The organism is Cupriavidus sp. OV096 (assembly GCF_900115455.1).
GTDB lineage: Bacteria > Pseudomonadota > Gammaproteobacteria > Burkholderiales > Burkholderiaceae > Cupriavidus.
The window spans coordinates 22,425-42,047 of the sequence record NZ_FOWM01000020.1 but is presented as its reverse complement, the minus strand read 5'-3'; the positions used below and the strand labels follow the sequence as shown (position 1 = coordinate 42,047).

The window sequence follows — 19,623 nt, the reverse complement described above, 5'->3', positions numbered from 1 at the left end:
TGCTGCCGTCAGCGTCGTCTTGCCGTGGTCAACGTGACCAATCGTACCTACGTTCACGTGCGGCTTGGTCCGCTCGAACTTTTCCTTTGCCATTTTTCAGCTCCTAATGGAATGCAATCTTGTTGTTTCATCGCGCCGCCGCACCGGCAGGCGCGGCGGCAAACTTCCAATTACTTGCCCTTGGCCGTGATCACGGCTTCGGCGATGTTCTTGGGTGCCTCGGCGTAATGCTTGAATTCCATGGTGTACGTGGCGCGACCTTGCGTGGCCGAGCGCAGCGACGTGGAATAACCGAACATTTCCGACAGCGGGACTTCGGCCTTGATGATCTTGCCGCCGCCAATCATGTCGTCCATGCCCTGCACGATGCCGCGACGGGACGACAGATCGCCCATCACCGTACCCGTGTAGTCTTCCGGCGTTTCCACTTCCACGGCCATCATCGGCTCGAGCAGAACCGGGCTGGCCTTGCGCATGGCTTCCTTGAAAGCCATCGAGCCGGCCATGCGGAACGCGTTTTCGTTCGAGTCCACATCGTGGTACGAACCGAACGTCAGCGTAACCTTCACGTCCACCACCGGGAAGCCAGCCAGAATACCGGCCGACAGCGTGTCGACGATACCCTTCTCGACTGCCGGGATGTATTCGCGAGGAATCACACCGCCCTTGATGGCGTCGATGAACTCGAAGCCCTTGCCCGGCTCTTGCGGTTCCAGCGTGATCACGGCGTGACCGTACTGGCCGCGGCCGCCCGACTGCTTGACGAACTTGCCTTCGACGTCTTCGGCCTTCTTGCGAATGGTTTCGCGGTAAGCCACCTGCGGCGCGCCGATGTTGGCTTCCACGCCGAATTCGCGCTTCATGCGGTCGACCAGAATTTCCAGGTGGAGCTCGCCCATGCCCGAAATGATGGTCTGGCCCGATTCTTCATCGGTACGCACGCGGAACGACGGATCTTCAGCGGCCAGGCGGTTCAGGGCGATGCCCATCTTTTCCTGGTCAGCCTTGGTCTTCGGCTCGACAGCCTGCGAGATCACCGGCTCCGGGAAGATCATGCGCTCGAGCACGATCGGGGCAGCCGGATCGCACAGCGTATCGCCCGTGGTGGCGTCCTTCAGGCCCACCGCAGCGGCGATGTCGCCGGCCAGCACTTCCTTGATTTCTTCGCGCTGGTTCGCGTGCATCTGCAGAATACGGCCCAGACGCTCCTTCTTCTGCTTCACCGGGTTGTACACGGTGTCGCCCGAATTGATCTTGCCCGAGTACACGCGGAAGAAGATCAGCTGGCCAACGAACGGGTCGGTCATGATCTTGAACGCCAGCGCCGAGAACTTCTCGCTGTCGTCAGCCTTGCGCTCGAGCTTCTTTTCGTCGTCGCGTTCGTCCACGCCGGTGACCGGCGGAATATCGACCGGCGACGGCAGGAAGTCGATCACGGCGTCCAGCATACGCTGCACACCCTTGTTCTTGAACGCGGTGCCGCACAGCATCGGCTGGATTTCGCAGGCGATGGTACGGTCACGCAGCGCCTTGACGATCTCGGCACGGGTCAGCTCTTCGCCGCCCAGGTACTTTTCCATCAGCTCTTCGCTGGCTTCGGCGGCGGACTCGACCATCTTCTCGCGCCATTCTTCAGCGATAGCTTGCAGCTCGGCCGGGATGTCCTGGTATTCGAACTTCACGCCCTGGCTGGCTTCGTCCCAAATGATCGCCTTCATTTCCAGCAGATCGACGACGCCCTGGAAGCCGTCTTCAGCACCGATCGGCACCACGACGGGCACCGGGTTGGCCTTCAGGCGGTTCTTCAGCTGGTCGTAGACCTTGAAGAAGTTGGCGCCGGTACGGTCCATCTTGTTCACGAAGGCCAGACGCGGCACGCCGTACTTGTTAGCCTGGCGCCACACGGTTTCCGACTGGGGCTGCACGCCACCCACTGCGCAGTAGACCATGCAGGCACCGTCCAGCACGCGCATGGAGCGCTCCACCTCGATGGTGAAGTCCACGTGGCCCGGGGTGTCGATGATGTTGAAGCGGTGCTCGGGATAGTTCCCGGCCATGCCCTTCCAGAAAGCGGTGGTGGCAGCGGAGGTGATCGTGATGCCACGCTCCTGCTCCTGCTCCATCCAGTCCATGGTGGCCGCGCCATCGTGCACTTCACCGATCTTGTGGTTCACACCGGTGTAGAACAGGATCCGCTCGGTCGTGGTGGTTTTACCCGCGTCAATGTGAGCCGAAATACCGATATTGCGGTAGCGCTCAATGGGAGTCTTACGAGCCACTTTAATCCTCTATTCGTCCGTGAGGCGCCGGCATCTCATCGCCCGCGCCCCTAACACAAACGGGCGAGATGTGTAGCAACACAGCCCGCCCGGCAACCAACAACGTGTCTCGCTCGCTTTAGAAGCGGAAGTGCGAGAACGCCTTGTTGGCTTCGGCCATGCGGTGCACTTCATCGCGCTTCTTCATCGCGCCGCCACGGCCTTCCGATGCTTCCAGCAGCTCACCTGCCAGGCGCAGCGCCATCGACTTCTCGCTGCGTTTCTTCGCGGCCTCGCGCAGCCAACGCATCGCCAATGCCAAACGACGCGACGGACGGACTTCGACCGGAACCTGATAGTTGGCGCCGCCCACGCGACGGCTCTTCACTTCCACCACCGGCTTCACGTTGTTGATGGCAACGGAAAACACTTCGATGGGGGCCTTGCCTGCCTTCTTTTCGATCTGGTCGAACGCGCCGTACACAATGCGTTCGGCAACCGACTTCTTGCCGTCCAGCATCAGCACGTTCATGAACTTGGCAACTTCAACGTTACCGAACTTCGGATCAGGCAGAACTTCCCGCTTGGGGACTTCACGACGACGTGGCATCTTCTTTCCTTTAGATTCAGTTGAGAGCGCGTTACTTATCGCGACTCTCCGGCCACCAACTAGCTTGCCTGCATGGCAAATTCGCCGGGTGACCACTTACTCGACGGCACGGCGCATAACTCTCCGTTGTACCGCCGCCTGGTGACAGCACCATGACTCGCGCCACAGGCCATCTTCTTGTTGCTGCTGCGGGCAATCGCTTGCCCAGCTGCCCTGAAAACGATCAGGCAGCCTTCGGACGCTTCGCGCCGTACTTCGAACGAGCTTGCTTGCGGTCCTTCACGCCTTGCAAGTCGAGCGAGCCACGGACGATGTGGTAACGCACACCCGGCAGATCCTTCACACGGCCGCCGCGGATCAGCACGACCGAGTGTTCCTGCAGGTTGTGGCCTTCACCGCCGATGTACGAGATGACCTCGAAACCGTTGGTCAGGCGCACCTTGGCGACCTTACGCAGTGCCGAGTTCGGCTTCTTCGGCGTCGTGGTGTACACACGGGTGCACACGCCGCGACGCTGCGGGCAGTTCTCAAGCGCAGGGCTCTTGCTCTTGACGACTTCAGAGACACGCGGCTTGCGAACCAGTTGGTTGATAGTTGGCATTGTTCAATCCAGCTTGGTTTTACAAAAACACCCCTCCGCCGGCTCCATATCAATGAATTCGGCCTGAGGGGCAACTACGGGTTTCGGACGGGAATGGAGAGCGGGCGCTCGAAAGGAAGGGCTGTGAAGTGACAGACTTGCCAAAGAGCGCGAGCTCGCCCGGATCCCGCTTGGCTATCCTGCCGGCTGCGCCGCAAGGATCACTCCGCGGGCGCGCGTCCGACGGACGAGCGAAATCCAAAGCCAAAAACTCGAATCTGGCATCCTAGCAGGGGTGTTGACAATGGTCAAGCGGTATACCCGCTCTGTATACGCCTTGGGTGGGCGCCCCGGTCAGACTCGGACCGCGCGCAGCGTCTCGAGGATTTCCTCGCCGTAGCGCTCGAGCTTCGATGCACCGATACCGGGCACTTCAGCCAGTTCGCCGAGCGATTCGGGCGCGCTGCGGGCCAGTTCGGCCAGCGTCGCGTCATGGAAGATGACGTAGGCCGGCACGCCGTGCTCGCGCGCCGCCGCCGTGCGCCAACTGCGCAGCGCCTCCCAGTGGGCCAGCGCGTCGGGGTCCATCGTCGCGGTATGGTCGGTACGCGTGCCACGTGCGGCGCGGTCGCCGGACTTGGCCGGTTTGCTGACCTGCCGGCGCAGCGTGATCGGCTGCTCGCCCTTGAGCACGGCCCGGGCCGACTCGCCCAGCAGCAACGCGCCATGGCCGCCATGGTCGATCACCAGCAGCCCGTGGGCAATCAGCTGGCGGAAGATCGCATGCCACTCCGAGACCGACCGGTCCTTGCCGATGCCGAAGGTCGAGACCTTGTCATGGCCCCACTGCCGGATCTTCTCGTTGGCGTTGCCGCGCAGGATATCGATCAGATGGGTCGCGCCGAAGTGGACGCGGCTCGCCTGGGCCGTGCGGTAGACGCAGGACAGGGCCATCTGCGCCTCGCGCGTGCCGTCCCAGGTCGCTGGCGGCTCAAGGCAAGTGTCGCAATTGCCGCACGGCTCAGCGTTTTCGTCGAAATACGCCAGGATGCGCACGCGCCGGCATCCGGCCGTCTCGCACAAACCCAGCAGGGCGTCGAGCTTGGAGGACGACACGCGCTTGTGGGCATCGTCCGCTTCGGACTCGTCGATCATCCGCTTCTGCTGCACCACGTCGCCCAGGCCGTAGGCCATCCAGGCATTGGCGGGCAGGCCGTCGCGGCCAGCGCGACCGGTTTCCTGGTAATAGCCTTCCATGCTCTTGGGCAGGTCCATATGGGCGACGAACCGGACGTCCGGCTTGTCAATGCCCATGCCGAAGGCAATCGTCGCCACCATCACGATGCCCTCCTCTTCCCGGAAGCGTGCCTGGTGACGCTGCCGCACTTGGGCATCCATGCCGGCGTGATACCCCAGCGCCTGGATGCCGTGGCCGGCCAGCCAGGCGGCGGTATCCTCGACCTTCTTGCGCGACAGGCAATAGATGATGCCGCTGTCGTGCCCGCCGTGGCCATTCATGTGTTCGGCCTTGATAAAGGCGAGCAGCTGGTTGCGCGCGTTGTCTTTCTCGACGATGCGGTAGCGGATGTTCGGCCGGTCGAAGCTGGAGATGAACACGCGCGCGTCGTCCAGCGCCAGCCGCTCGACGATCTCTTCGCGCGTCTGCGTGTCCGCCGTGGCCGTGAGTGCAATACGCGGCACCTGCGGGAAGCGCTCGTGCAGCACCGACAGCTGGATGTACTCGGGCCGGAAGTCGTGGCCCCATTGCGACACACAATGCGCCTCGTCGATCGCGAACAGCCCGACGCGGGTACGTTCGAGCAGGTCGAGGAAGCGCGGCGTCATCAGCCGCTCGGGCGCCACATAGAGGATTTCCAGCCGCCCCGCGAGCAGGTCGCGCTCCACGGCGGAGGCTTCGCTGCTGGTCAGCGTGGAATTAAGCACCGCGGCGCGCACACCAGCCTCGGTCAGCGCCGCCACCTGATCCTGCATCAGCGCAATCAGCGGCGAGACGACGATACCGACCCCCTGCCCCGCCTGCTGGCGCAGTAGCGCCGGAATCTGGTAGCAGAGCGACTTGCCGCCGCCCGTGGGCATTAGCACCAGACAGTCGCCGCCCTCGGCCACATGGTCGATGATCTCTGCCTGCCGGCCGCGAAAGGCGTGGTAGCCGAAGACTTCTTTGAGGATCGCCAGTGCGCGCGACATGGACAGCGGAATTCGGGAAAGCCGTAACCTTACCACTAAGGCGCCCGGGCTCGGCGCCGATGCTGCCGAGATCGCTATTTCGGATAACGGCGATTGCGTTCTCGACGGTTGCAGAGTTCCATGGGCATTGCCAGACTCTCAACAAGGGGCGATGCAATGGGCAATTGGCAGGATCGACTCAATCGCATCAGCAAGCCGGCAGCCTCGGAGCGTGAAGTACTCGAGAGCATCGAGACGACCGCCGCGATGCTCGGCTTCGATATGGGGAACCGCAGCATGACATTCTCGGCGAGCCAGCTGTGGAGCGAGGCAAGGCTGCTGGGCCTGTGCCACGGTCTGTCGGAGGAGGACTTCACCCTGGCCATGCGCGGTGGGCCCCTACCCTCCGCCCCGTCGCCAACCCCGCCGGTCAACGGCAAGCTTGGCCGTCGCGAAATTCGCATGCGCTGGTTCGCCTTCGTGGTTCATCTCGTGCTGGACCAGCAACGCATGGCGCGCCCGACCGGGCAAGGACAGTCGCCCCTGACCGAGCGCGAGCTCGAAGTCCTGAAACTGACTGCCCAGGGCAAGACCTCGTCGGAAATCGCCGCATTGCTGATGGTCTCCGGCAACACCGTCAACTTCCACATTCGCAATGCAATGCTCAAGCTGCAGGCCAGGAACAAGACGGCGGCAGCCGTGTGCGCTGCCTTGCAGGGGTGGCTCAACGGGTGAGTTGACTTGGCGCAAACGTAGCCCACGCGCCTATCAGATTTGGTAGTTACTGCACTTCGCCATGTCTGTTGCAATGCGCCATCGACATTGCGAGGAATGGCAGATGACATCGATGGCATCGCCGCAGCGCCCGGTTGCACTGGTCAGCGGCGGCTCACGCGGGATCGGCCGGGCGATATGCCTGGCACTGGCCGACGCTGGCTACGCAATCTCCTACTGCCATCACGCATCAGGCGATGCCGGCCTCGAGACACTCGCCCAGCTGCGCGCCGCAGGCATCCCCTCGCTGGCCCTGCAATGCAACGTTGCCGACGCGGGCGCCTGCGAGCGCTTCTTTGCCGAGACCATCGAACATCTCGGCCAGGTCGACGTGCTGGTGAACAACGCCGGCATCACCCGCGATGCGCCGCTGGCGACAATGCGACCCGATGCATGGGCCGCGGTCATCGACACCAATCTCACCGGCACCTTCCACTTGAGCCGGTCCGCCGCCTTCCACTTCATGAAGCGGCGCACCGGCGTCATCGTCAACGTGGCGTCCATTGCGGGCGTCTACGGTAACGCTACCCAGACCAACTATTCGGCATCGAAGGCCGGCATGATCGGCTTCACCCGGGCGCTGGCCAAGGAGGTTGCGCCCTACGGCGTGCGCGTCAATGCCGTGGCGCCGGGTTTCATCGAATCCGACATGACGGCAGGCCTTTCCGACAGCGTCGCGTCGGCCGCACTGGCCCGCGTGCCGCTGCGCCGCTTTGGCAGGCCCGAGGAAGTCGCGGCGTTGGTCCGCTTCCTGGCCTCCGCCGACGCGGCCTACGTCACGGGCCAGGTCTTTCAGATCGACGGCGGGCTCGTCCTCTAAGGCGCCAGGGCGATATCGTGGACGACATCCTCCCGCCTCTCATCATGGCCCGCAGCGTCCGGGGCTTCTCGGACTGTCGCCGGCCCGGCCTCCGCGAATGGGAATTCGACTGGCGTTTTGCGGACGACGACGACAGCTTTCAGGGCCACTTTCCGACGTACCCCATCCTGCCCGGGGCATTCCTGCTGGAGATGGCGCAGCATGCCGCCAACCATGCGCTCGCGCAGAGCGGCCAGACGGGGCGCCGCGTCACCAGTGTGACGCGCCTGCGCTTCCAGAACCCGGTCCTGCCGGGGGACACCTGCACATTGCAGGTCGCCTGGGATGACCTCGATGCGGTGCAGATCCGCTTTACCAAGCCTGGTAGCGCGGTGGCCCACGGCATCCTCGGCACTGGCCCGGTGCCACGCCATGCAGGCGCCCCGGAAGTATCCGCGGCGGATTTGCCGCGCGATCCGACCGTCGCCCTCAAGGTGCTACCGCATGGTCATCCCATGCGGCTGATCGATCGTGTGGCGCTGGATGGCACTGCTCGCGCAGTCGCCTACAAGAACATCACGCTCAATGAGCCTTGCTTCGGCGCCGCGCATCGCGGCATGGACGAGGCGCAACTGGCATATCCGTTGGCGCTGCTGGTGGAGTCCTTCGCCCAGGGCGCGGGGCTGCTGCTATCCCGGCGCGGCTTCTTTGCGGACGCTGGCGGCGCCGCCTCGCTGACCGTGTTCGGCGAGTTTCGCGGCATCCATCTGCTTGGCCGAGCCCTGCCGGGGGACCAGCTTCGCCACGACGTCCATCTCCTGGAATGTGGGCGCAACGTGGCCCACCTGGCGGGACAGACCAGCGTCGGGGGACGCACTGTCGCCCTGTTCGACGATCTGATGGCCTTCTCCATTGGCGCGACGACACTCGGCGCCGCTGGAGGCCAGCGATGACACAGCGGCGCGATGTCCTGCTGGCCGGATTTGGCGCCTGCTCCGCCGCAGGTCCGGATGTCGAAGCCTTCTGGCGTGCCCTGCAACGCGCACCCGAGGCGCCGTCACCGAACGCCATCGTCCCGCGGAGTACCGATGGGCGGACGTGGCGCCATGGCCATTGCCTGCCCGCGTCGGCCTCTCATGTGCATGCCGACTTCGACAGCCTGATCGCAGATGTTGCCCTGCAAGCCCTCGATGACGCCCGCAGACGCGGCCATGCACTCGACACCCTGCACACCGGTCTGGTGCTTGGCACGGCGGCCGGGGACAGCCGCCGTGCCGAACGGCACCGCCTAGAAGGCGCCGTGGCGCCGTATGCCGCGAGCCACCCGTACCGCGCCATCGACACGCTGCCGCACGTGCTGCCCATCCAGGTGTCCGGACCGGCTTTCGTCGCCGCCAACGCCTGCTCGGCTGGCCTTCATGCCCTGGTCCATGCGGTGGACATCATCCGGGCCGGCATGGCCGACGCGATGATCGTGATCGGCGCCGACCTGCTTTCCCACGTCACCCAAGCGGGCTTTCAACGCATGACGGCGCTCGATCCGCAGCGGTGCATGCCCTTCGACGTCCGCCGCCTGGGCACCGTGCTTGGCGAAGGCGCCGCCGCGCTGGTACTCGTGGCCGACAGCGAAGCTGCCGCGCACGCCGGATCCGCCGGACGCATCCGAGGCATCGGCGTGAGCTGCGACGCCTTCCACCCGACCGCCCCAGAACCCGGCGGCCGGGACATCTCCCGGGCCTTGCGCGAGGCGCTGCGCGATGCGAATGTCGGCATCGACGGCATCGACGTCATCGTGCCACACGGCACCGGCACGCCCCCCAACGACCGCATCGAAGGCAACATTCTGGCGGCAGTGCTTGGCCCAAGCGTCGTCATGCCACCGGTGCTGTCCGCCAAGGCGCATATCGGACACACCGCAGGCGCGTCCGGCATGTTCTCCCTGCTCGCGGCCGCGCTTGCACTGGCACATCGGAAGGTGCCGGCAGCCTACTGCGAGCGCCCTGATCCGGCCACGCGCATCCGGCTGCCCAGCCGTGAAACGCCACTGCGGGCAAGACGGCCGCTTCGGGCACTCATCAATGCCTGTGGATTCGGTGGGAACAACGTGTCCCTGGTCTTGCAGGAAGGGACGCCATGAGCGCCGTCAATCTCCTGACCTGCGCGGCCGTGGCGCCCGGCATCGGGGAAGATCTTCTCCCGTGCTCGCCTGGCACGCTTGCGATCGTCGACCCGGACTGGTTCGATCCGGCCCTGTGGCTGCCGGGTACGCGGCACCGCTACCTCAACGACACCACGCGCTACGCGCTGGCCGCGGCGCGCCGGTGTCCCGATCCATGCACGGATGGCCGCGTCGCCCCTGAGCGGCTCGCGCTTTGTTTCGGTACAAGTGTCGCGGATGTCTCAGTCCGGCACCTGTTCGATCAGGCCGTGGCCCACGGCGGACTGGATGCCGTCAGCACCGTCAGCGCACCCAATATCTCGGCCAATATTGCCGCCGCCCACGTCGCCATCGACTGTCAGGCCCGCGCGCTATGCAGCACCGTCACGTCGCCGTTCCTGGCCGGCTTCGAAGCCCTGATGCTGGGCATCCAGGCGATCCAGGCCGGTCGCGCCGACCAATCGCTGGTCATTGCCGCCGAAGAGGCGATCCCCGAGGGTGCCGGCGCAGCCATCCTGCCGGGCGCCGTCGCGCTCCGGCTGGGCAGGCGCGCGACGGAGAACGGTCATTGCCTGCGGCCCCTCGGTTGGGGCCGGGTCGAAACGACCGGACAACTGCCGCGGCGGCTGGTCCACGCGCTGACGCGCACCGCCTCCGGCTTTCCCGGACCGACGCGGCTTGTTGTCCCGGCCCGCACGCCGCTCAGCTGGCCCAAAGGCCTTCCGCCCCCAGACATCCTCACGTGCGACGACGCAGGCGCCCTGGCACCGCTGCTGTGCGCCCTGCCGACGCTGCGTGACGACTCCCCCTTCATCCTCGTCGCCATACACGAGCACCGCTACATGGCATTTGTTTCCCAATGCCGACCGCTTTCCACCCAAGAAGGAGCACATCCATCATGACTTCCCCCGACCGCATCGCCGCCATCAAGCAGATCGTTTCCGAAATCCTTGAGATCGAGCCGACCGACATGACCATGACCAGCCGCTTCAAGGAAGACCATGACGCGGATTCGCTGCGCGCCATCGAAATCCTCGCCAGCCTGGAGAAGGCTTTCGGCGTGACCATCTCGCAGGACGGGCTGGCTCGCATGGTGAACCTGGAGGGCGTCTGCCAGGTGGTGGATGAAGCCGCCTCGGTCAAGTCCTGAGTCACGCACCGGAGCCATCATCATGCGACGTGTCGTCGTGACCGGCATTGGTGCCGTGAGCAGCATAGGTCTTGGCGTGAAGGCGTTCACCGACGCGCTCCGTGCCGGGGCGTGCGGCGTGTCCGAGATTCGCTCCTTCGACACGTCGGGCTTCGCCAGCCATCGCGGATGCGAAGTCCGGAATTTCGACCCCGCCACCTGGACCGCCGGGATCGATCCGAGCACACTGGGCCGCAGTGCACAGTTCGCGGTCGCGGCGGCCGGCATGGCGATACGTGACAGCGGGATCGATACAGCCCAGCTCAAACAGGCCCGCTGCGGCGTGTCCATCGGGACGACCGACGGCGAATCGCAGGTGATCGACCAGCTCACCGAGCAGGCGGTACGCCATGGCTATGCCGGCATTGACCCCGCGCTGCTCCAGCAGGTGCCTTCGCACCACATCTCATTCGCGGTGGCGCGCGCGCTGGGCTTGCGCGGCGGCGCCATCACCCTCCCCACGGCATGCTCGGCCGGCAACTACGCCATCGGCTATGCCTATGACTGCATCGGGCTCGGGGATGCGGACGCCATGCTGTGCGGCGGCGCGGACTCGGTATGCCGCAAGACATTCGCCGGCTTCTACCGGCTGGGCACCATCGCGCCGCAGGTCTGCCAGCCATTCGACAAGGACCGCAAGGGCATCCTGACGGGCGAAGGGGCCGGTCTGCTTCTGCTCGAGTCGCTCGACAGCGCCCTGGCCCGTGGCGCGCGGATCTACGCCGAGGTCCTGGGCTACGGACTGACCTGCGACGCGGACCACATGGTGGCGCCGAATCGGGACAGCATCGTGCGCTGCATCCGGCTCGCACACCGTAACGCGGGCGTCAGCGCGGCGCAGATCCAGTACATCTGCGCCCACGGCACCGGCACCATCGCCAACGACATCACGGAATCCGGTGCCATCGCCGAGGTGTTCGGCGCCACCAAGCCGCCGGTTTCCTCCATCAAGTCGATGATCGGACACACCATGGGCGCCGCCAGCGCACTGGCCAGCATCGCCTGCGCGGTGGCCGTCCGGGACGGATTCCTGCCGCCGACCATCAACCATGGTGAGACGGACCCCCGCTGCCCGCTCGATTGCGTACCCAACCACTCGCGCGCCGCCGACCTGCGCGTGGTGCAGAACAACGGCTTTGCCTTCGGCGGCAACAACGCCATCACCGTGTACGCGAGGTACCCCCAATGAGGAGCAGCGCATGACCGCCCATGGCATCTCGATTGTTGGCTGGCAGGCGATATCGGCCCTGGGGGTGGGGGCGGATGCGTTGCGCACGGCTGACCCAACGGCACCCCCGGTGACTGAACTGCCGCAATCGACCGACCCGTATCCGCAGGACGTCGCCTATCGCCCGGCACACTTCGACGTCTCCGCACTGATTGGCGCCAAGGGAACCCGTTCCATCGACCGCACCACGGCGCTCGCGCTTTGCACGGCGCGCCTGCTGCATGGCGACCAGCCGCCTTATGAAGGGGAGCAAGCCGAACGAACCGGGTTCGTGCTGGGCACCAGTACCGGCAGTATCCGCAGCACCAGCGATTTCACGCGCGACTCGCTGGTCCAGGAGCGGCCATTCCTGGTCAATCCCGCCCACTTCCCGAACACCGTGATGAACTGCGCGGCGGGCCAGTGCGCCATTCGCTTCAAGGCGCGCGCGGTGAACGCAACCATCTCGGGAGGGCGGCTGTCCGGACTGCTCGCGCTGCAGTACGCCTCGCAGATGCTGCGCCGGGGCTATGCGGACCGGCTTCTGACAGGTGCCGTCGAGGAGCTTTGCGTGCAGACGGCCTGGGCACATCGCGGCCTGATCCAGCTGGGCAAGCGGCAAGCCGTGCCCCTGGGCGAAGGCTGCGCGATGTTCTCGCTCGAGCGCACCACGCCGCAGCATGAAGGGGTGGCCATCCTGGCCTTGCGTTACGGGCGCTACAGCGAACCCGTCGACGGCCCGGCCGGGGATCTGGCGCTGGACCACGCGGTGGAGGGCGCACTGGCCTGCATCGGCGAAGCCCTGACGCAAGCCGGCCTCGATGCGTCCGAGGTGGTCGCTTGTTGCCTGTGCGGCGCGGCCGAGCCTCGCATTGCCGACATCGAACGGCGCGCCATCGCGCGGCTGCCCGGCGCCAGCATGACCGTCCACCAGACGGCGCTCGTCGATCGGTTCGGCGACACCTACAGCGCCACCTTCGTGCTCGCGCTCTGCCATCTGCTTGCCTGTCTCGAACAGGCCCCCGCCGGTGCGGCGGGCATGGTCCTGGCCACCACCGACGACGGGCACGCGGGCTGCCTCATCGTGCGCCGCGCGCCTGCGGCTAAGGAACTTCCATGACATATGCGATCACCGGCTCGGCCATGAAGACCAGCCTCGGCGAAGACAAATGCACGTGTTTCGAGAGCCTGTGCTCAGGGCACTCCGGCCGCAAGCGCCTGCAAGCATTTACCGCCGACCATTTCAACGTGCGCAACGCCTATGAGATTGACGACCGCCCCGGCGGCATCGACCGGGCGCTGCGCGCCACCGAACTGCTCTGCGATGCGGTACAGGCCGCCGTGCGGGAGGCCGCACTGCCGCCGGACGCCCGTTGCGTCGTCGTGGTGGGAACCGGCCTGCGGGAGCTACGCACGCTGGAACTGTTCTGGACGGTCGGCACGCCGATGACGATCGACCAGTTGCATTTCGAGCGCGCACTGAACCGAAGGCTGCACACCAGCTTTCCGGTCATCACGCTCGCCAATGCCTGCTCCGCCTCCAGCTTCGCACTCGCGGTTGCCGAGGACTTCCTGCGCGACGGCGCCTTCGACTTCGCGATCGTCGGCGGCTGCGACACCATCACGAAGAGCATGTTCGGCTTGCTGGATCGCGTGAATCCCTCGCACCCCGACGCAGTCCGGCCATTCGATCGAGACCGGCGCGGCGTACTGATGGGCGATGGCGCCGCCGCCGTCGTACTGGAATCCCGCGCGAGCGCCAACGCGCGCGGCGCGCCGGTGCTGGCAACGTTGCGGGCCGTCGGCACGAGCTGCGATGCGGCGCACGAGACGGCCCCGGATCCGGCGGGCATCGCCCGTGCCATCGAGGATGCCTACCAACGCGCCGGTCTGGCGCCGGAGGACATCGACATCATCATGGCCCACGGCACCGGTACGCCGCTCAACGACAAGGCCGAGGCCGAGGCCATGCAGCGCGTGATGCGGCAGCACGTCTCGCATCCACGTATCTGTGCGATGAAATCGATGACTGGGCATACCTCGGGGGCGTCGGGGCTGGTTGGCGTGGTCACGGCGATCGAAGCCATCGAGTGCGGCATGCTGCCGCCCACCGTCGGGCTCGAGCACCTGATGCCGGAGGCGCGCGCCATGAATATCGTCAACGAGGCCACCCCGGTCAATGCGCGGCTGGCCCAGGTGAATGCGTTCGGCTTCGGCGGCGTCAATGCCGTGGCCATCCTGGAGTGCGAATCATGAATCCCCGCACGCAGGCCATCCTCATCTCGGGTCATGGATGGGAGATCCCGGCCTTCTCCGCCCACGACAGCCTCGCGGAGGGGTTGCGGGCCGGTCCCGCCGCGCCGCATTTCACGCCCGAGCGACTGCTGGGCAGGAAGGGGCTTCGCTACAAGGAGCGCTCCACGTTGCTGGCCCTCTGCGCAGCATCCAAGGCGCTGGCCGACGCCGGCTTCGTGAAGGCGGACACCGTGTCCTTGCACGATGACGGGTTCGGTGTGGTGGTCGCTACCAACACGTGCAATCTGGATACGGTCTGCCAGGCAGCGGAGACCATCCATCGCCAGCACGTCAATGCCACCAGCGCAATGGATCTACCCAACGCCTCCAGCAATGTCGTCTCGGCCGCCATCGCCATTCGCTTCGGACTGCGTGCGCTCAACCTCACCGTCTGTACCGGGGCTTCGTCGTCGCTCGATGCCATCGTGCTGGCCGCCAATGCCATCCGCAACGGCCGCGCCCGGCGCATGGTGGTTGTCGCGGTGGAAGTGGATGGCCCGGCGGCGCGCAGCCTGCTGGCCGGCCGCCGGCTTGCCGAAGGCGGCGGGCTGCCCGCCTTGCCGGAAGGCGCAGGCGCCTTGGTGCTCGAGCGGACCGATGATGCCAACGCCCGTGGCGCACGCCACCATGGTGCCCTGGCCGGCTACGCCTATTGCCATGCCGATGCGGCACGTTCGCCCGCCCTGGACGCCCTGCTGACCGATCATGCGAGCAAGCCTTGTTACGTCGCCGGCGACAGCTTTGCCGCCCACGCGGTCACCGCACTCCATCAGCGCGAGGGCGCGCAGCGCGATCTCGGCATATTGTCCGGCCCGGCCTATGGGGCCGGCACGCTGTATGCGCTGATCCATCATTGCGAACAGGCACGCGCCGCGGAGCCGGAGTCGGCTCGCGGGGCGGTCGTCCTCGGCGGTGGCAGCTGGGGGGACCGCCGCGCCGGAGCCATCGTCATTGAAGCGGGCGGCGTCGGGCAATGACGACGCTGCTGGCATCACTGGGCGGCTACACGCTTCAGGCGCGGGTGTGTGGGCCCGTCGGCGCCCCGCTGGCCGTGCTGGTCCACGGGATGATGGAAGCAGGCAGCGTCTGGGAACCGCTGCTGCCGCGCCTGGCCGCCACGCATCGGTGCGTCGTGCTGGACCTGCCCTGGAACGGGTTGCAGTCTGGCCTCTGGGGCCGGGTGCTGCCACCCGAGCGGTGGTTATCCGCTGCGCTTGAGCGCTTTCAACTGTGCCCGGACGTCTGGATTGCCCACTCGTTCGGCGCCAACACCGTGCTGACGCTGCTTGCCCAGCACCCGGCCACACCCGGGGCCACCGCGCCCGCCGCGCTGGTCTCGCCGTTCTACAAGGCGTTACACCGGGAGGTGACCTGGTCCCTGTTCCAGCAGCACGTCAACGCATTCCCGGATTTTGTCCAACAGAGCATCCGCGCCCGCACCGCGCGCCCGCTGGCGCCGGACGTCCTGCAGCGCATGACACGCACTGCCTGCGAGCACTTCGGTTGCTACGTCTGGACCGAGTTCTGGCGCCTGTACTCCGGGATGCCCTTCCTTCCCCTGCACGAGGTGCGCCAGCCACTTCTCGTGTTGGCCGGCGGCGATGACCAGTTTGCGCGATTGCCCGACGTCCGCGCGATGGTCGACACCCTGCCGGCAGGCCGGCTCCGTGTCTTTCGCGATGCCGGCCATTTTCTGCTGAACGATCTCCGGCACGACGCTGTCGGCGCCATCGCGCAGTTCCTGCAGGTGCGCGGCGATCCAATGCCGGCCACGCCTCGCCAGACTTGTGCTGGCGCCACCCCTTCCTTCCACTCCACGGAATCCACGCCATGACCTTGCATCACTCCGACACGACTGGCTTCGACCGCACCCACACCAAGGTCCGGCCCCGCTTCGAAGGCTGCAACATCTGCACCTGGATCGGCTTCAAGCACGTCATGTATTGCATCGAGGAAGCCGTTGTCGATCATTTCCGCGCGCACGGCTTCGGACCGCGCGAACTCTATGAGCAGAAAGGTCTCTGTCTCGAGATCGTCGATTCGAGCGTACGGATCCTCCATGCGCTTCACATTGACGATACGGTAGATATCGAGGTCGTGCCGTCGCCGAAGGCACCGGACGGGGTGCTGCGCGTCGCCGTGACACTGACGGTGCCGCGCGACGGCAAACCATTGAAGGCCGTCACCGGTTACGTGGACGTGCTGTTCCGCCTGGACGACAGCGTCGTAACCCCACAGCCAGCCAGCGGGGAGCCGCGCCTCGCGCCATACACCTGTACCCGGATCCGGCGAGGGCCGCAGCGCTCCATTCCCGATGCCGGCCTGGCCACGGCGCGCCAGGCCGGTAACCCGCCGCTGGACGTGCGTCGCGCGCTGGCTGCCGATGAAGGCAACCGCTTCGTCTGGCAATGGCGGGTGCCCTATTTCTACTGCCACTTCAACGATCGCCTCCAGCATTCGGGCTACCTGAGACTGATGGAGGAGGTGCTGGATCTCTTTGTCGCCGAGCGTGGAATCTCTATCCGCACATTGCTGGAGAACAAGAAGTGGATTCCCGTCGTACCGCAGGCGAGCCTCCAGATCCTCGACGAAGCGATGATGGAGGAGACCATCCACACCGTCTTCACCGTCGAGGATATTTTCAAGGACACCACCTATCGGTCGCGCATGGATTGCTATGTCGAACGGCATGGCGGACTGGTTCATACGGCGACTGGCCTGATCACCCACGGCTACGCGGTGGTCGAGAACCGCCGTGACTGGTCGCTCGTGACCTTCGACGCCGAGGTCTCGGCCGCCCTGCGCGGCAGGCAGTGCGCGGACTGAAGGAGGCGGCATGCAGGCAGCACATCCCGTCTTCTATTTCTCGCTGCGCAGCCCCTACTCGTGGCTGGCCTTGCACGATCTCAGGCAGACACGGCCCGATCTTCTCGCCGCCGTCCAACTGGTGCCTTTCTGGGAGCCGGACGCGGACTACCAGGCGCAACTGAGCATGGTCGGCAGCACGTTCCTGTATCACCCGATGTCGCGCGAGAAGCATCTCTACATCCTCGCCGATGTGCGGCGCCTTGCGGCGCGGCGCGGGCTCCGGCCGATGTGGCCACTGGATCGCGCGCCGCGCTGGGAGGTGCCGCACCTCGCATGGATCGTCGCCGACATGCACGGGCAGGGGCTGGCCTTCCTCGAGCGGGTCACGCTGGCGCGCTGGCAGGAAGGCGCGGACATCTGCGATCCCGACGTCATCGCACGGCTGGGCAGTGCGCTGGGGATGGACCCCAACGCGCTCTCGTCGGCCCACACGGATGCAGCCGTCCGGGAGGTCGGACTGACCCGGCTGCAGGACTGCATCCACACGGGCGTGTTCGGCGTGCCGTTCTTCACTGTCGGCAGGGAGAAGTTCTGGGGCGTCGATCGCCTCCGGGACTTCATGGCCGCCGCCACGGGCATGCCTGCCATCGATCTGTCCGACCCGTTGTGCAGCGAGGACAGCCCGCCGGCGGCAATCCTCGACCATGCCGGCGGCTGCGGCTAGGAGCATTCGTCATGGAAGCAACCCCTACCGTTACCGTCCTGCTCATCGAGACGCACTCCCCCGCAAACCCCGGCGGCACGGAGTGCATCCGCCTGGCCGAGGCGCTGCTGAAAGCCGGCGATTCGGTGCAGTTGCACCTGATGCAGGACGGCGCGACCTGGCTGCAGCAGGACCCGGACACGATCCGCACACTCAGCCGCCGGCATGGCGGGCAATTGCGCATCACGGTGGACGATGTCTCGCTGGCCCTGCGCGGCGTGGCGGCGACGGTCAGCCGTGGCGTTGCCACCGTCATCGATGCAGACACCCTCGTGCGCGCTATCTGCGAGCCGTCGACCAAGACCATCTGGCACTCCTGACATGACCGCATCTCTCCCCCCGGACGCCGCGCCGGGCTCCGTCTTCTTCGGCATGATGGGCACACCGTTCCGGTCCGAGACCGTGACCTCCCTGTTCCGGATGGTGGATGCGGCCTTGCGGCAGGGCCGTCACGTCACTGTGTGGAACTGCGGCCACGCAACCGGGCTGTCGCAGATCTCGCTGTGCCGCCCACCGGACCTCTTCGCGCCGGACGCACCGGCGGGCACGACAACCGCCACATTGGTCCAGACGCTGAAGCGTCGCTACGGCGACCAGCTTGAGTGGCTGGTATGCCGCTATTGCATGGAAGAGCGCGGCAACACCCAGCAGATCCCCGAGGCGATGGTGAAGATTCCCTTCAGCTTCCAGCACTACCTCAGCGCTGCAGACAGCGCGATGGTCCTCGGAGTCAAGTCATGACGGCCACCGCCGGCCGGGGCAGGCGCCGCTCCCGCAGTTCACTCGCCATTGTCGAGCAAGCCTATCGCGGCAGTCTGGAGGAGCAGTACGGGCACATCGTATGGCTGAGCCGGGTCATGCGGCAGATGGGGGCCGACCATGCCCTCCTGCTCAAGGCCGATACCGTGTTGTTCGCGCGACGCGACCAGCCGGCGCCGTTGTTGACGTTGGGTGGCCTGACGATAGACGGACTTTCCCACCACGAGTCCGGCGTCGCCGCGTTGGTCGCCGCCAACGTCCCGGTGTACGCATGGCGACCCGACCTGCACCGCCTGCGTCTTTCTCCTGCGGACCTCATCGACGGCGTCGAGTCCGTCGACGAGGCGGACATGCCGACCCTCATTCATCACTTCAACAACGTCTGGTACTGGTGACGATGCCACCCTCCTCCCCTTCCGCCACACTGGGCGAAGCGCTGCTGGTCAGCGGCACGGACCTTTTCGCGCTGGGGCACTATCCCGGTGCCCCGATCTATCCCGGCGTCCTGCTGCTGGACCAGTTGCTCGTCCTGGCGGAACGCCTCGCCACGCGCACGGCGGGGCATCCCATGCGCGTCCGGACGATGGCGCGGGTTCAGTACCTCGACGCGATCCTGCCCGGTGACGTCGTCAACCTCGAGGCAACTGTCCGGACGTCCGGGCCGGACGGACTCTCCCTGGCAGCCACCGCGAGTGTTCGCGGCAAGCCTTGTGCGCGGGCCAACTTCGCCTGTGGCGCGCCGTGTGCCGCCATCGAACATCCTGCCGTGGCGCCGTCTCAGGCGCCACCGGTCCTGACACACCGCCAGGTCGCGGCACTGCTGCCGCATCGCTACCCCTTCCTGTTGGTCGATGCGGTCCAGAGCTACACCGCCGGCGCCCAGATCTGCGCGTGCAAACTCGCTACCCGCCAATCACCGCTGTTCGCCGCACAGGCACCGGCCGTGTACCCGGCGGGGTTGGCTATCGAATCCCTCGGGCAAGCCGGCATCGCGCTCTTCTTCCTTGGCCAGGCCGGCGGGGCACCGAGGGAGGTGGTACTCGGCGCCATGACCGGCATCGAACTGATCCACGACGTGCCCTTCGACTCCGTGCTGACGCTGGACGCCCGGATAGACCGGCTACTGCCCAATGCGGTGGTGTTCGGTGGTGAAGTCCGTATTGGCCCCACGCCAGTGATTCGCGTCGGCAGCCTGGTCGCGATGATCGACCCGCGTCACGCGCCGACATGACCCCC

Annotated in this window: 22 protein-coding genes; 17 read left to right on the top strand and 5 right to left on the bottom strand. The window is 66.0% G+C overall.

Annotation, left to right across the window (positions count from 1 at the left end):
• From BM115_RS26530 to recQ, 5 genes are all read right to left on the bottom strand, one after another.
• A partial coding sequence (locus tag BM115_RS26530; protein ID WP_018003793.1) for a GTP-binding protein occupies positions 1–93 on the bottom strand: 93 nt, incomplete at its 3' end.
• 77 nt (positions 94–170) lie between these two features.
• The gene (fusA, locus tag BM115_RS26525) at positions 171–2,279 is read right to left on the bottom strand and encodes an elongation factor G (protein ID WP_092301789.1); all 2,109 of its coding nucleotides are present in this window, start codon (positions 2,277–2,279) and stop codon (positions 171–173) included.
• Positions 2,280–2,397: 118 nt separating this feature from the next.
• Positions 2,398–2,868 carry a 30S ribosomal protein S7 gene (gene rpsG / locus BM115_RS26520; RefSeq protein ID WP_092301786.1) on the bottom strand — a complete coding sequence of 157 codons (471 nt, stop codon included), beginning with the start codon at positions 2,866–2,868 and terminating at the stop codon, positions 2,398–2,400.
• Between the two features lie 223 nt (positions 2,869–3,091).
• Positions 3,092–3,469 carry a 30S ribosomal protein S12 gene (gene rpsL / locus BM115_RS26515; RefSeq protein ID WP_010810460.1) on the bottom strand — a complete coding sequence of 126 codons (378 nt, stop codon included), beginning with the start codon at positions 3,467–3,469 and terminating at the stop codon, positions 3,092–3,094.
• Between the two features lie 333 nt (positions 3,470–3,802).
• Positions 3,803–5,656 carry a DNA helicase RecQ gene (recQ, locus tag BM115_RS26510; protein ID WP_092301784.1) on the bottom strand — a complete coding sequence of 618 codons (1,854 nt, stop codon included), beginning with the start codon at positions 5,654–5,656 and terminating at the stop codon, positions 3,803–3,805.
• A 120-nt stretch (positions 5,657–5,776) separates the two neighbouring features.
• Here recQ and BM115_RS26505 point away from each other — a divergent pair, with 120 nt between their 5' ends.
• From BM115_RS26505 to BM115_RS26425, 17 genes are all read left to right on the top strand, one after another.
• The gene (locus BM115_RS26505) at positions 5,777–6,370 is read left to right on the top strand and encodes a helix-turn-helix transcriptional regulator (protein ID WP_092301781.1); all 594 of its coding nucleotides are present in this window, start codon (positions 5,777–5,779) and stop codon (positions 6,368–6,370) included.
• Positions 6,371–6,473: 103 nt separating this feature from the next.
• Positions 6,474–7,229: a 3-oxoacyl-[acyl-carrier-protein] reductase gene (fabG, locus tag BM115_RS26500; protein ID WP_218158060.1), complete on the top strand. Its 756-nt coding sequence runs from the start codon at positions 6,474–6,476 to the stop codon at positions 7,227–7,229.
• 17 nt (positions 7,230–7,246) lie between these two features.
• Positions 7,247–8,161 carry an ApeI family dehydratase gene (locus tag BM115_RS26495; RefSeq protein ID WP_143093949.1) on the top strand — a complete coding sequence of 305 codons (915 nt, stop codon included), beginning with the start codon at positions 7,247–7,249 and terminating at the stop codon, positions 8,159–8,161.
• A complete protein-coding gene (locus BM115_RS26490) occupies positions 8,158–9,345 on the top strand; it encodes a beta-ketoacyl synthase N-terminal-like domain-containing protein (RefSeq protein ID WP_177220027.1) in 1,188 nt (395 codons plus the stop codon). Before BM115_RS26495 ends, BM115_RS26490 begins: the two co-directional genes overlap by 4 nt.
• Positions 9,342–10,268: a beta-ketoacyl synthase N-terminal-like domain-containing protein gene (locus BM115_RS26485; RefSeq protein WP_092301772.1), complete on the top strand. Its 927-nt coding sequence runs from the start codon at positions 9,342–9,344 to the stop codon at positions 10,266–10,268. Before BM115_RS26490 ends, BM115_RS26485 begins: the two co-directional genes overlap by 4 nt.
• Positions 10,265–10,516, top strand: a complete 252-nt coding sequence (locus tag BM115_RS26480; protein ID WP_092301769.1) for an acyl carrier protein — start codon at positions 10,265–10,267, stop codon at positions 10,514–10,516. The genes BM115_RS26485 and BM115_RS26480 overlap by 4 nt, the downstream gene beginning before the upstream one ends.
• Positions 10,517–10,538: 22 nt before the next feature.
• Positions 10,539–11,744, top strand: a complete 1,206-nt coding sequence (locus BM115_RS26475; RefSeq protein ID WP_177220026.1) for a beta-ketoacyl-[acyl-carrier-protein] synthase family protein — start codon at positions 10,539–10,541, stop codon at positions 11,742–11,744.
• 10 nt (positions 11,745–11,754) lie between these two features.
• Positions 11,755–12,882, top strand: coding sequence for a beta-ketoacyl synthase N-terminal-like domain-containing protein (locus tag BM115_RS26470; RefSeq protein WP_092301763.1), 1,128 nt, complete (start codon positions 11,755–11,757; stop codon positions 12,880–12,882).
• Positions 12,879–14,018 (top strand): beta-ketoacyl-[acyl-carrier-protein] synthase family protein, encoded by a 1,140-nt coding sequence (locus BM115_RS26465; RefSeq protein WP_092301760.1) that lies wholly within the window; start codon positions 12,879–12,881, stop codon positions 14,016–14,018. Before BM115_RS26470 ends, BM115_RS26465 begins: the two co-directional genes overlap by 4 nt.
• Positions 14,015–15,034: a beta-ketoacyl synthase N-terminal-like domain-containing protein gene (locus BM115_RS26460; protein ID WP_092301757.1), complete on the top strand. Its 1,020-nt coding sequence runs from the start codon at positions 14,015–14,017 to the stop codon at positions 15,032–15,034. Before BM115_RS26465 ends, BM115_RS26460 begins: the two co-directional genes overlap by 4 nt.
• Positions 15,031–15,891: an alpha/beta fold hydrolase gene (locus tag BM115_RS26455; RefSeq protein ID WP_092301754.1), complete on the top strand. Its 861-nt coding sequence runs from the start codon at positions 15,031–15,033 to the stop codon at positions 15,889–15,891. Before BM115_RS26460 ends, BM115_RS26455 begins: the two co-directional genes overlap by 4 nt.
• Positions 15,888–16,883: a hotdog family protein gene (locus BM115_RS26450; protein ID WP_092301751.1), complete on the top strand. Its 996-nt coding sequence runs from the start codon at positions 15,888–15,890 to the stop codon at positions 16,881–16,883. The genes BM115_RS26455 and BM115_RS26450 overlap by 4 nt, the downstream gene beginning before the upstream one ends.
• Before the next feature lie 10 nt (positions 16,884–16,893).
• The gene (locus BM115_RS26445; RefSeq protein WP_092301749.1) at positions 16,894–17,589 is read left to right on the top strand and encodes a DsbA family protein; all 696 of its coding nucleotides are present in this window, start codon (positions 16,894–16,896) and stop codon (positions 17,587–17,589) included.
• An 11-nt stretch (positions 17,590–17,600) separates the two neighbouring features.
• The gene (locus BM115_RS26440) at positions 17,601–17,948 is read left to right on the top strand and encodes a DsrE family protein (RefSeq protein WP_092301746.1); all 348 of its coding nucleotides are present in this window, start codon (positions 17,601–17,603) and stop codon (positions 17,946–17,948) included.
• A gap of 1 nt (position 17,949) precedes the next feature.
• Positions 17,950–18,369, top strand: coding sequence for a hypothetical protein (locus BM115_RS26435; protein ID WP_092301743.1), 420 nt, complete (start codon positions 17,950–17,952; stop codon positions 18,367–18,369).
• Positions 18,366–18,782, top strand: coding sequence for a hypothetical protein (locus BM115_RS26430; protein WP_092301740.1), 417 nt, complete (start codon positions 18,366–18,368; stop codon positions 18,780–18,782). Before BM115_RS26435 ends, BM115_RS26430 begins: the two co-directional genes overlap by 4 nt.
• Positions 18,783–18,784: 2 nt before the next feature.
• Complete coding sequence (locus BM115_RS26425; protein ID WP_092301737.1) at positions 18,785–19,618, top strand: ApeI family dehydratase; 834 nt, start codon at positions 18,785–18,787, stop codon at positions 19,616–19,618.
• Positions 19,619–19,623: the final 5 nt, after the last annotated feature.

Bases quoted from the DNA above. Each gene is read 5' to 3' on its own strand.
- rpsG (WP_092301786.1), bottom strand. From the start codon at position 2,868: ATGCCACGTCGTCGTGAAGTCCCCAAGCGGGAAGTTCTGCCTGATCCG.
- rpsL (WP_010810460.1), bottom strand. From the start codon at position 3,469: ATGCCAACTATCAACCAACTGGTTCGCAAGCCGCGTGTCTCTGAAGTC.
- recQ (WP_092301784.1), bottom strand. From the start codon at position 5,656: ATGTCGCGCGCACTGGCGATCCTCAAAGAAGTCTTCGGCTACCACGCC.
- BM115_RS26505 (WP_092301781.1), top strand. From the start codon at position 5,777: ATGGGCATTGCCAGACTCTCAACAAGGGGCGATGCAATGGGCAATTGG.
- fabG (WP_218158060.1), top strand. From the start codon at position 6,474: ATGACATCGATGGCATCGCCGCAGCGCCCGGTTGCACTGGTCAGCGGC.
- BM115_RS26490 (WP_177220027.1), top strand. From the start codon at position 8,158: ATGACACAGCGGCGCGATGTCCTGCTGGCCGGATTTGGCGCCTGCTCC.
- BM115_RS26485 (WP_092301772.1), top strand. From the start codon at position 9,342: ATGAGCGCCGTCAATCTCCTGACCTGCGCGGCCGTGGCGCCCGGCATC.
- BM115_RS26480 (WP_092301769.1), top strand. From the start codon at position 10,265: ATGACTTCCCCCGACCGCATCGCCGCCATCAAGCAGATCGTTTCCGAA.
- BM115_RS26475 (WP_177220026.1), top strand. From the start codon at position 10,539: ATGCGACGTGTCGTCGTGACCGGCATTGGTGCCGTGAGCAGCATAGGT.
- BM115_RS26470 (WP_092301763.1), top strand. From the start codon at position 11,755: ATGACCGCCCATGGCATCTCGATTGTTGGCTGGCAGGCGATATCGGCC.
- BM115_RS26465 (WP_092301760.1), top strand. From the start codon at position 12,879: ATGACATATGCGATCACCGGCTCGGCCATGAAGACCAGCCTCGGCGAA.
- BM115_RS26460 (WP_092301757.1), top strand. From the start codon at position 14,015: ATGAATCCCCGCACGCAGGCCATCCTCATCTCGGGTCATGGATGGGAG.
- BM115_RS26455 (WP_092301754.1), top strand. From the start codon at position 15,031: ATGACGACGCTGCTGGCATCACTGGGCGGCTACACGCTTCAGGCGCGG.
- BM115_RS26450 (WP_092301751.1), top strand. From the start codon at position 15,888: ATGACCTTGCATCACTCCGACACGACTGGCTTCGACCGCACCCACACC.
- BM115_RS26445 (WP_092301749.1), top strand. From the start codon at position 16,894: ATGCAGGCAGCACATCCCGTCTTCTATTTCTCGCTGCGCAGCCCCTAC.
- BM115_RS26440 (WP_092301746.1), top strand. From the start codon at position 17,601: ATGGAAGCAACCCCTACCGTTACCGTCCTGCTCATCGAGACGCACTCC.
- BM115_RS26435 (WP_092301743.1), top strand. From the start codon at position 17,950: ATGACCGCATCTCTCCCCCCGGACGCCGCGCCGGGCTCCGTCTTCTTC.
- BM115_RS26430 (WP_092301740.1), top strand. From the start codon at position 18,366: ATGACGGCCACCGCCGGCCGGGGCAGGCGCCGCTCCCGCAGTTCACTC.
- BM115_RS26425 (WP_092301737.1), top strand. From the start codon at position 18,785: ATGCCACCCTCCTCCCCTTCCGCCACACTGGGCGAAGCGCTGCTGGTC.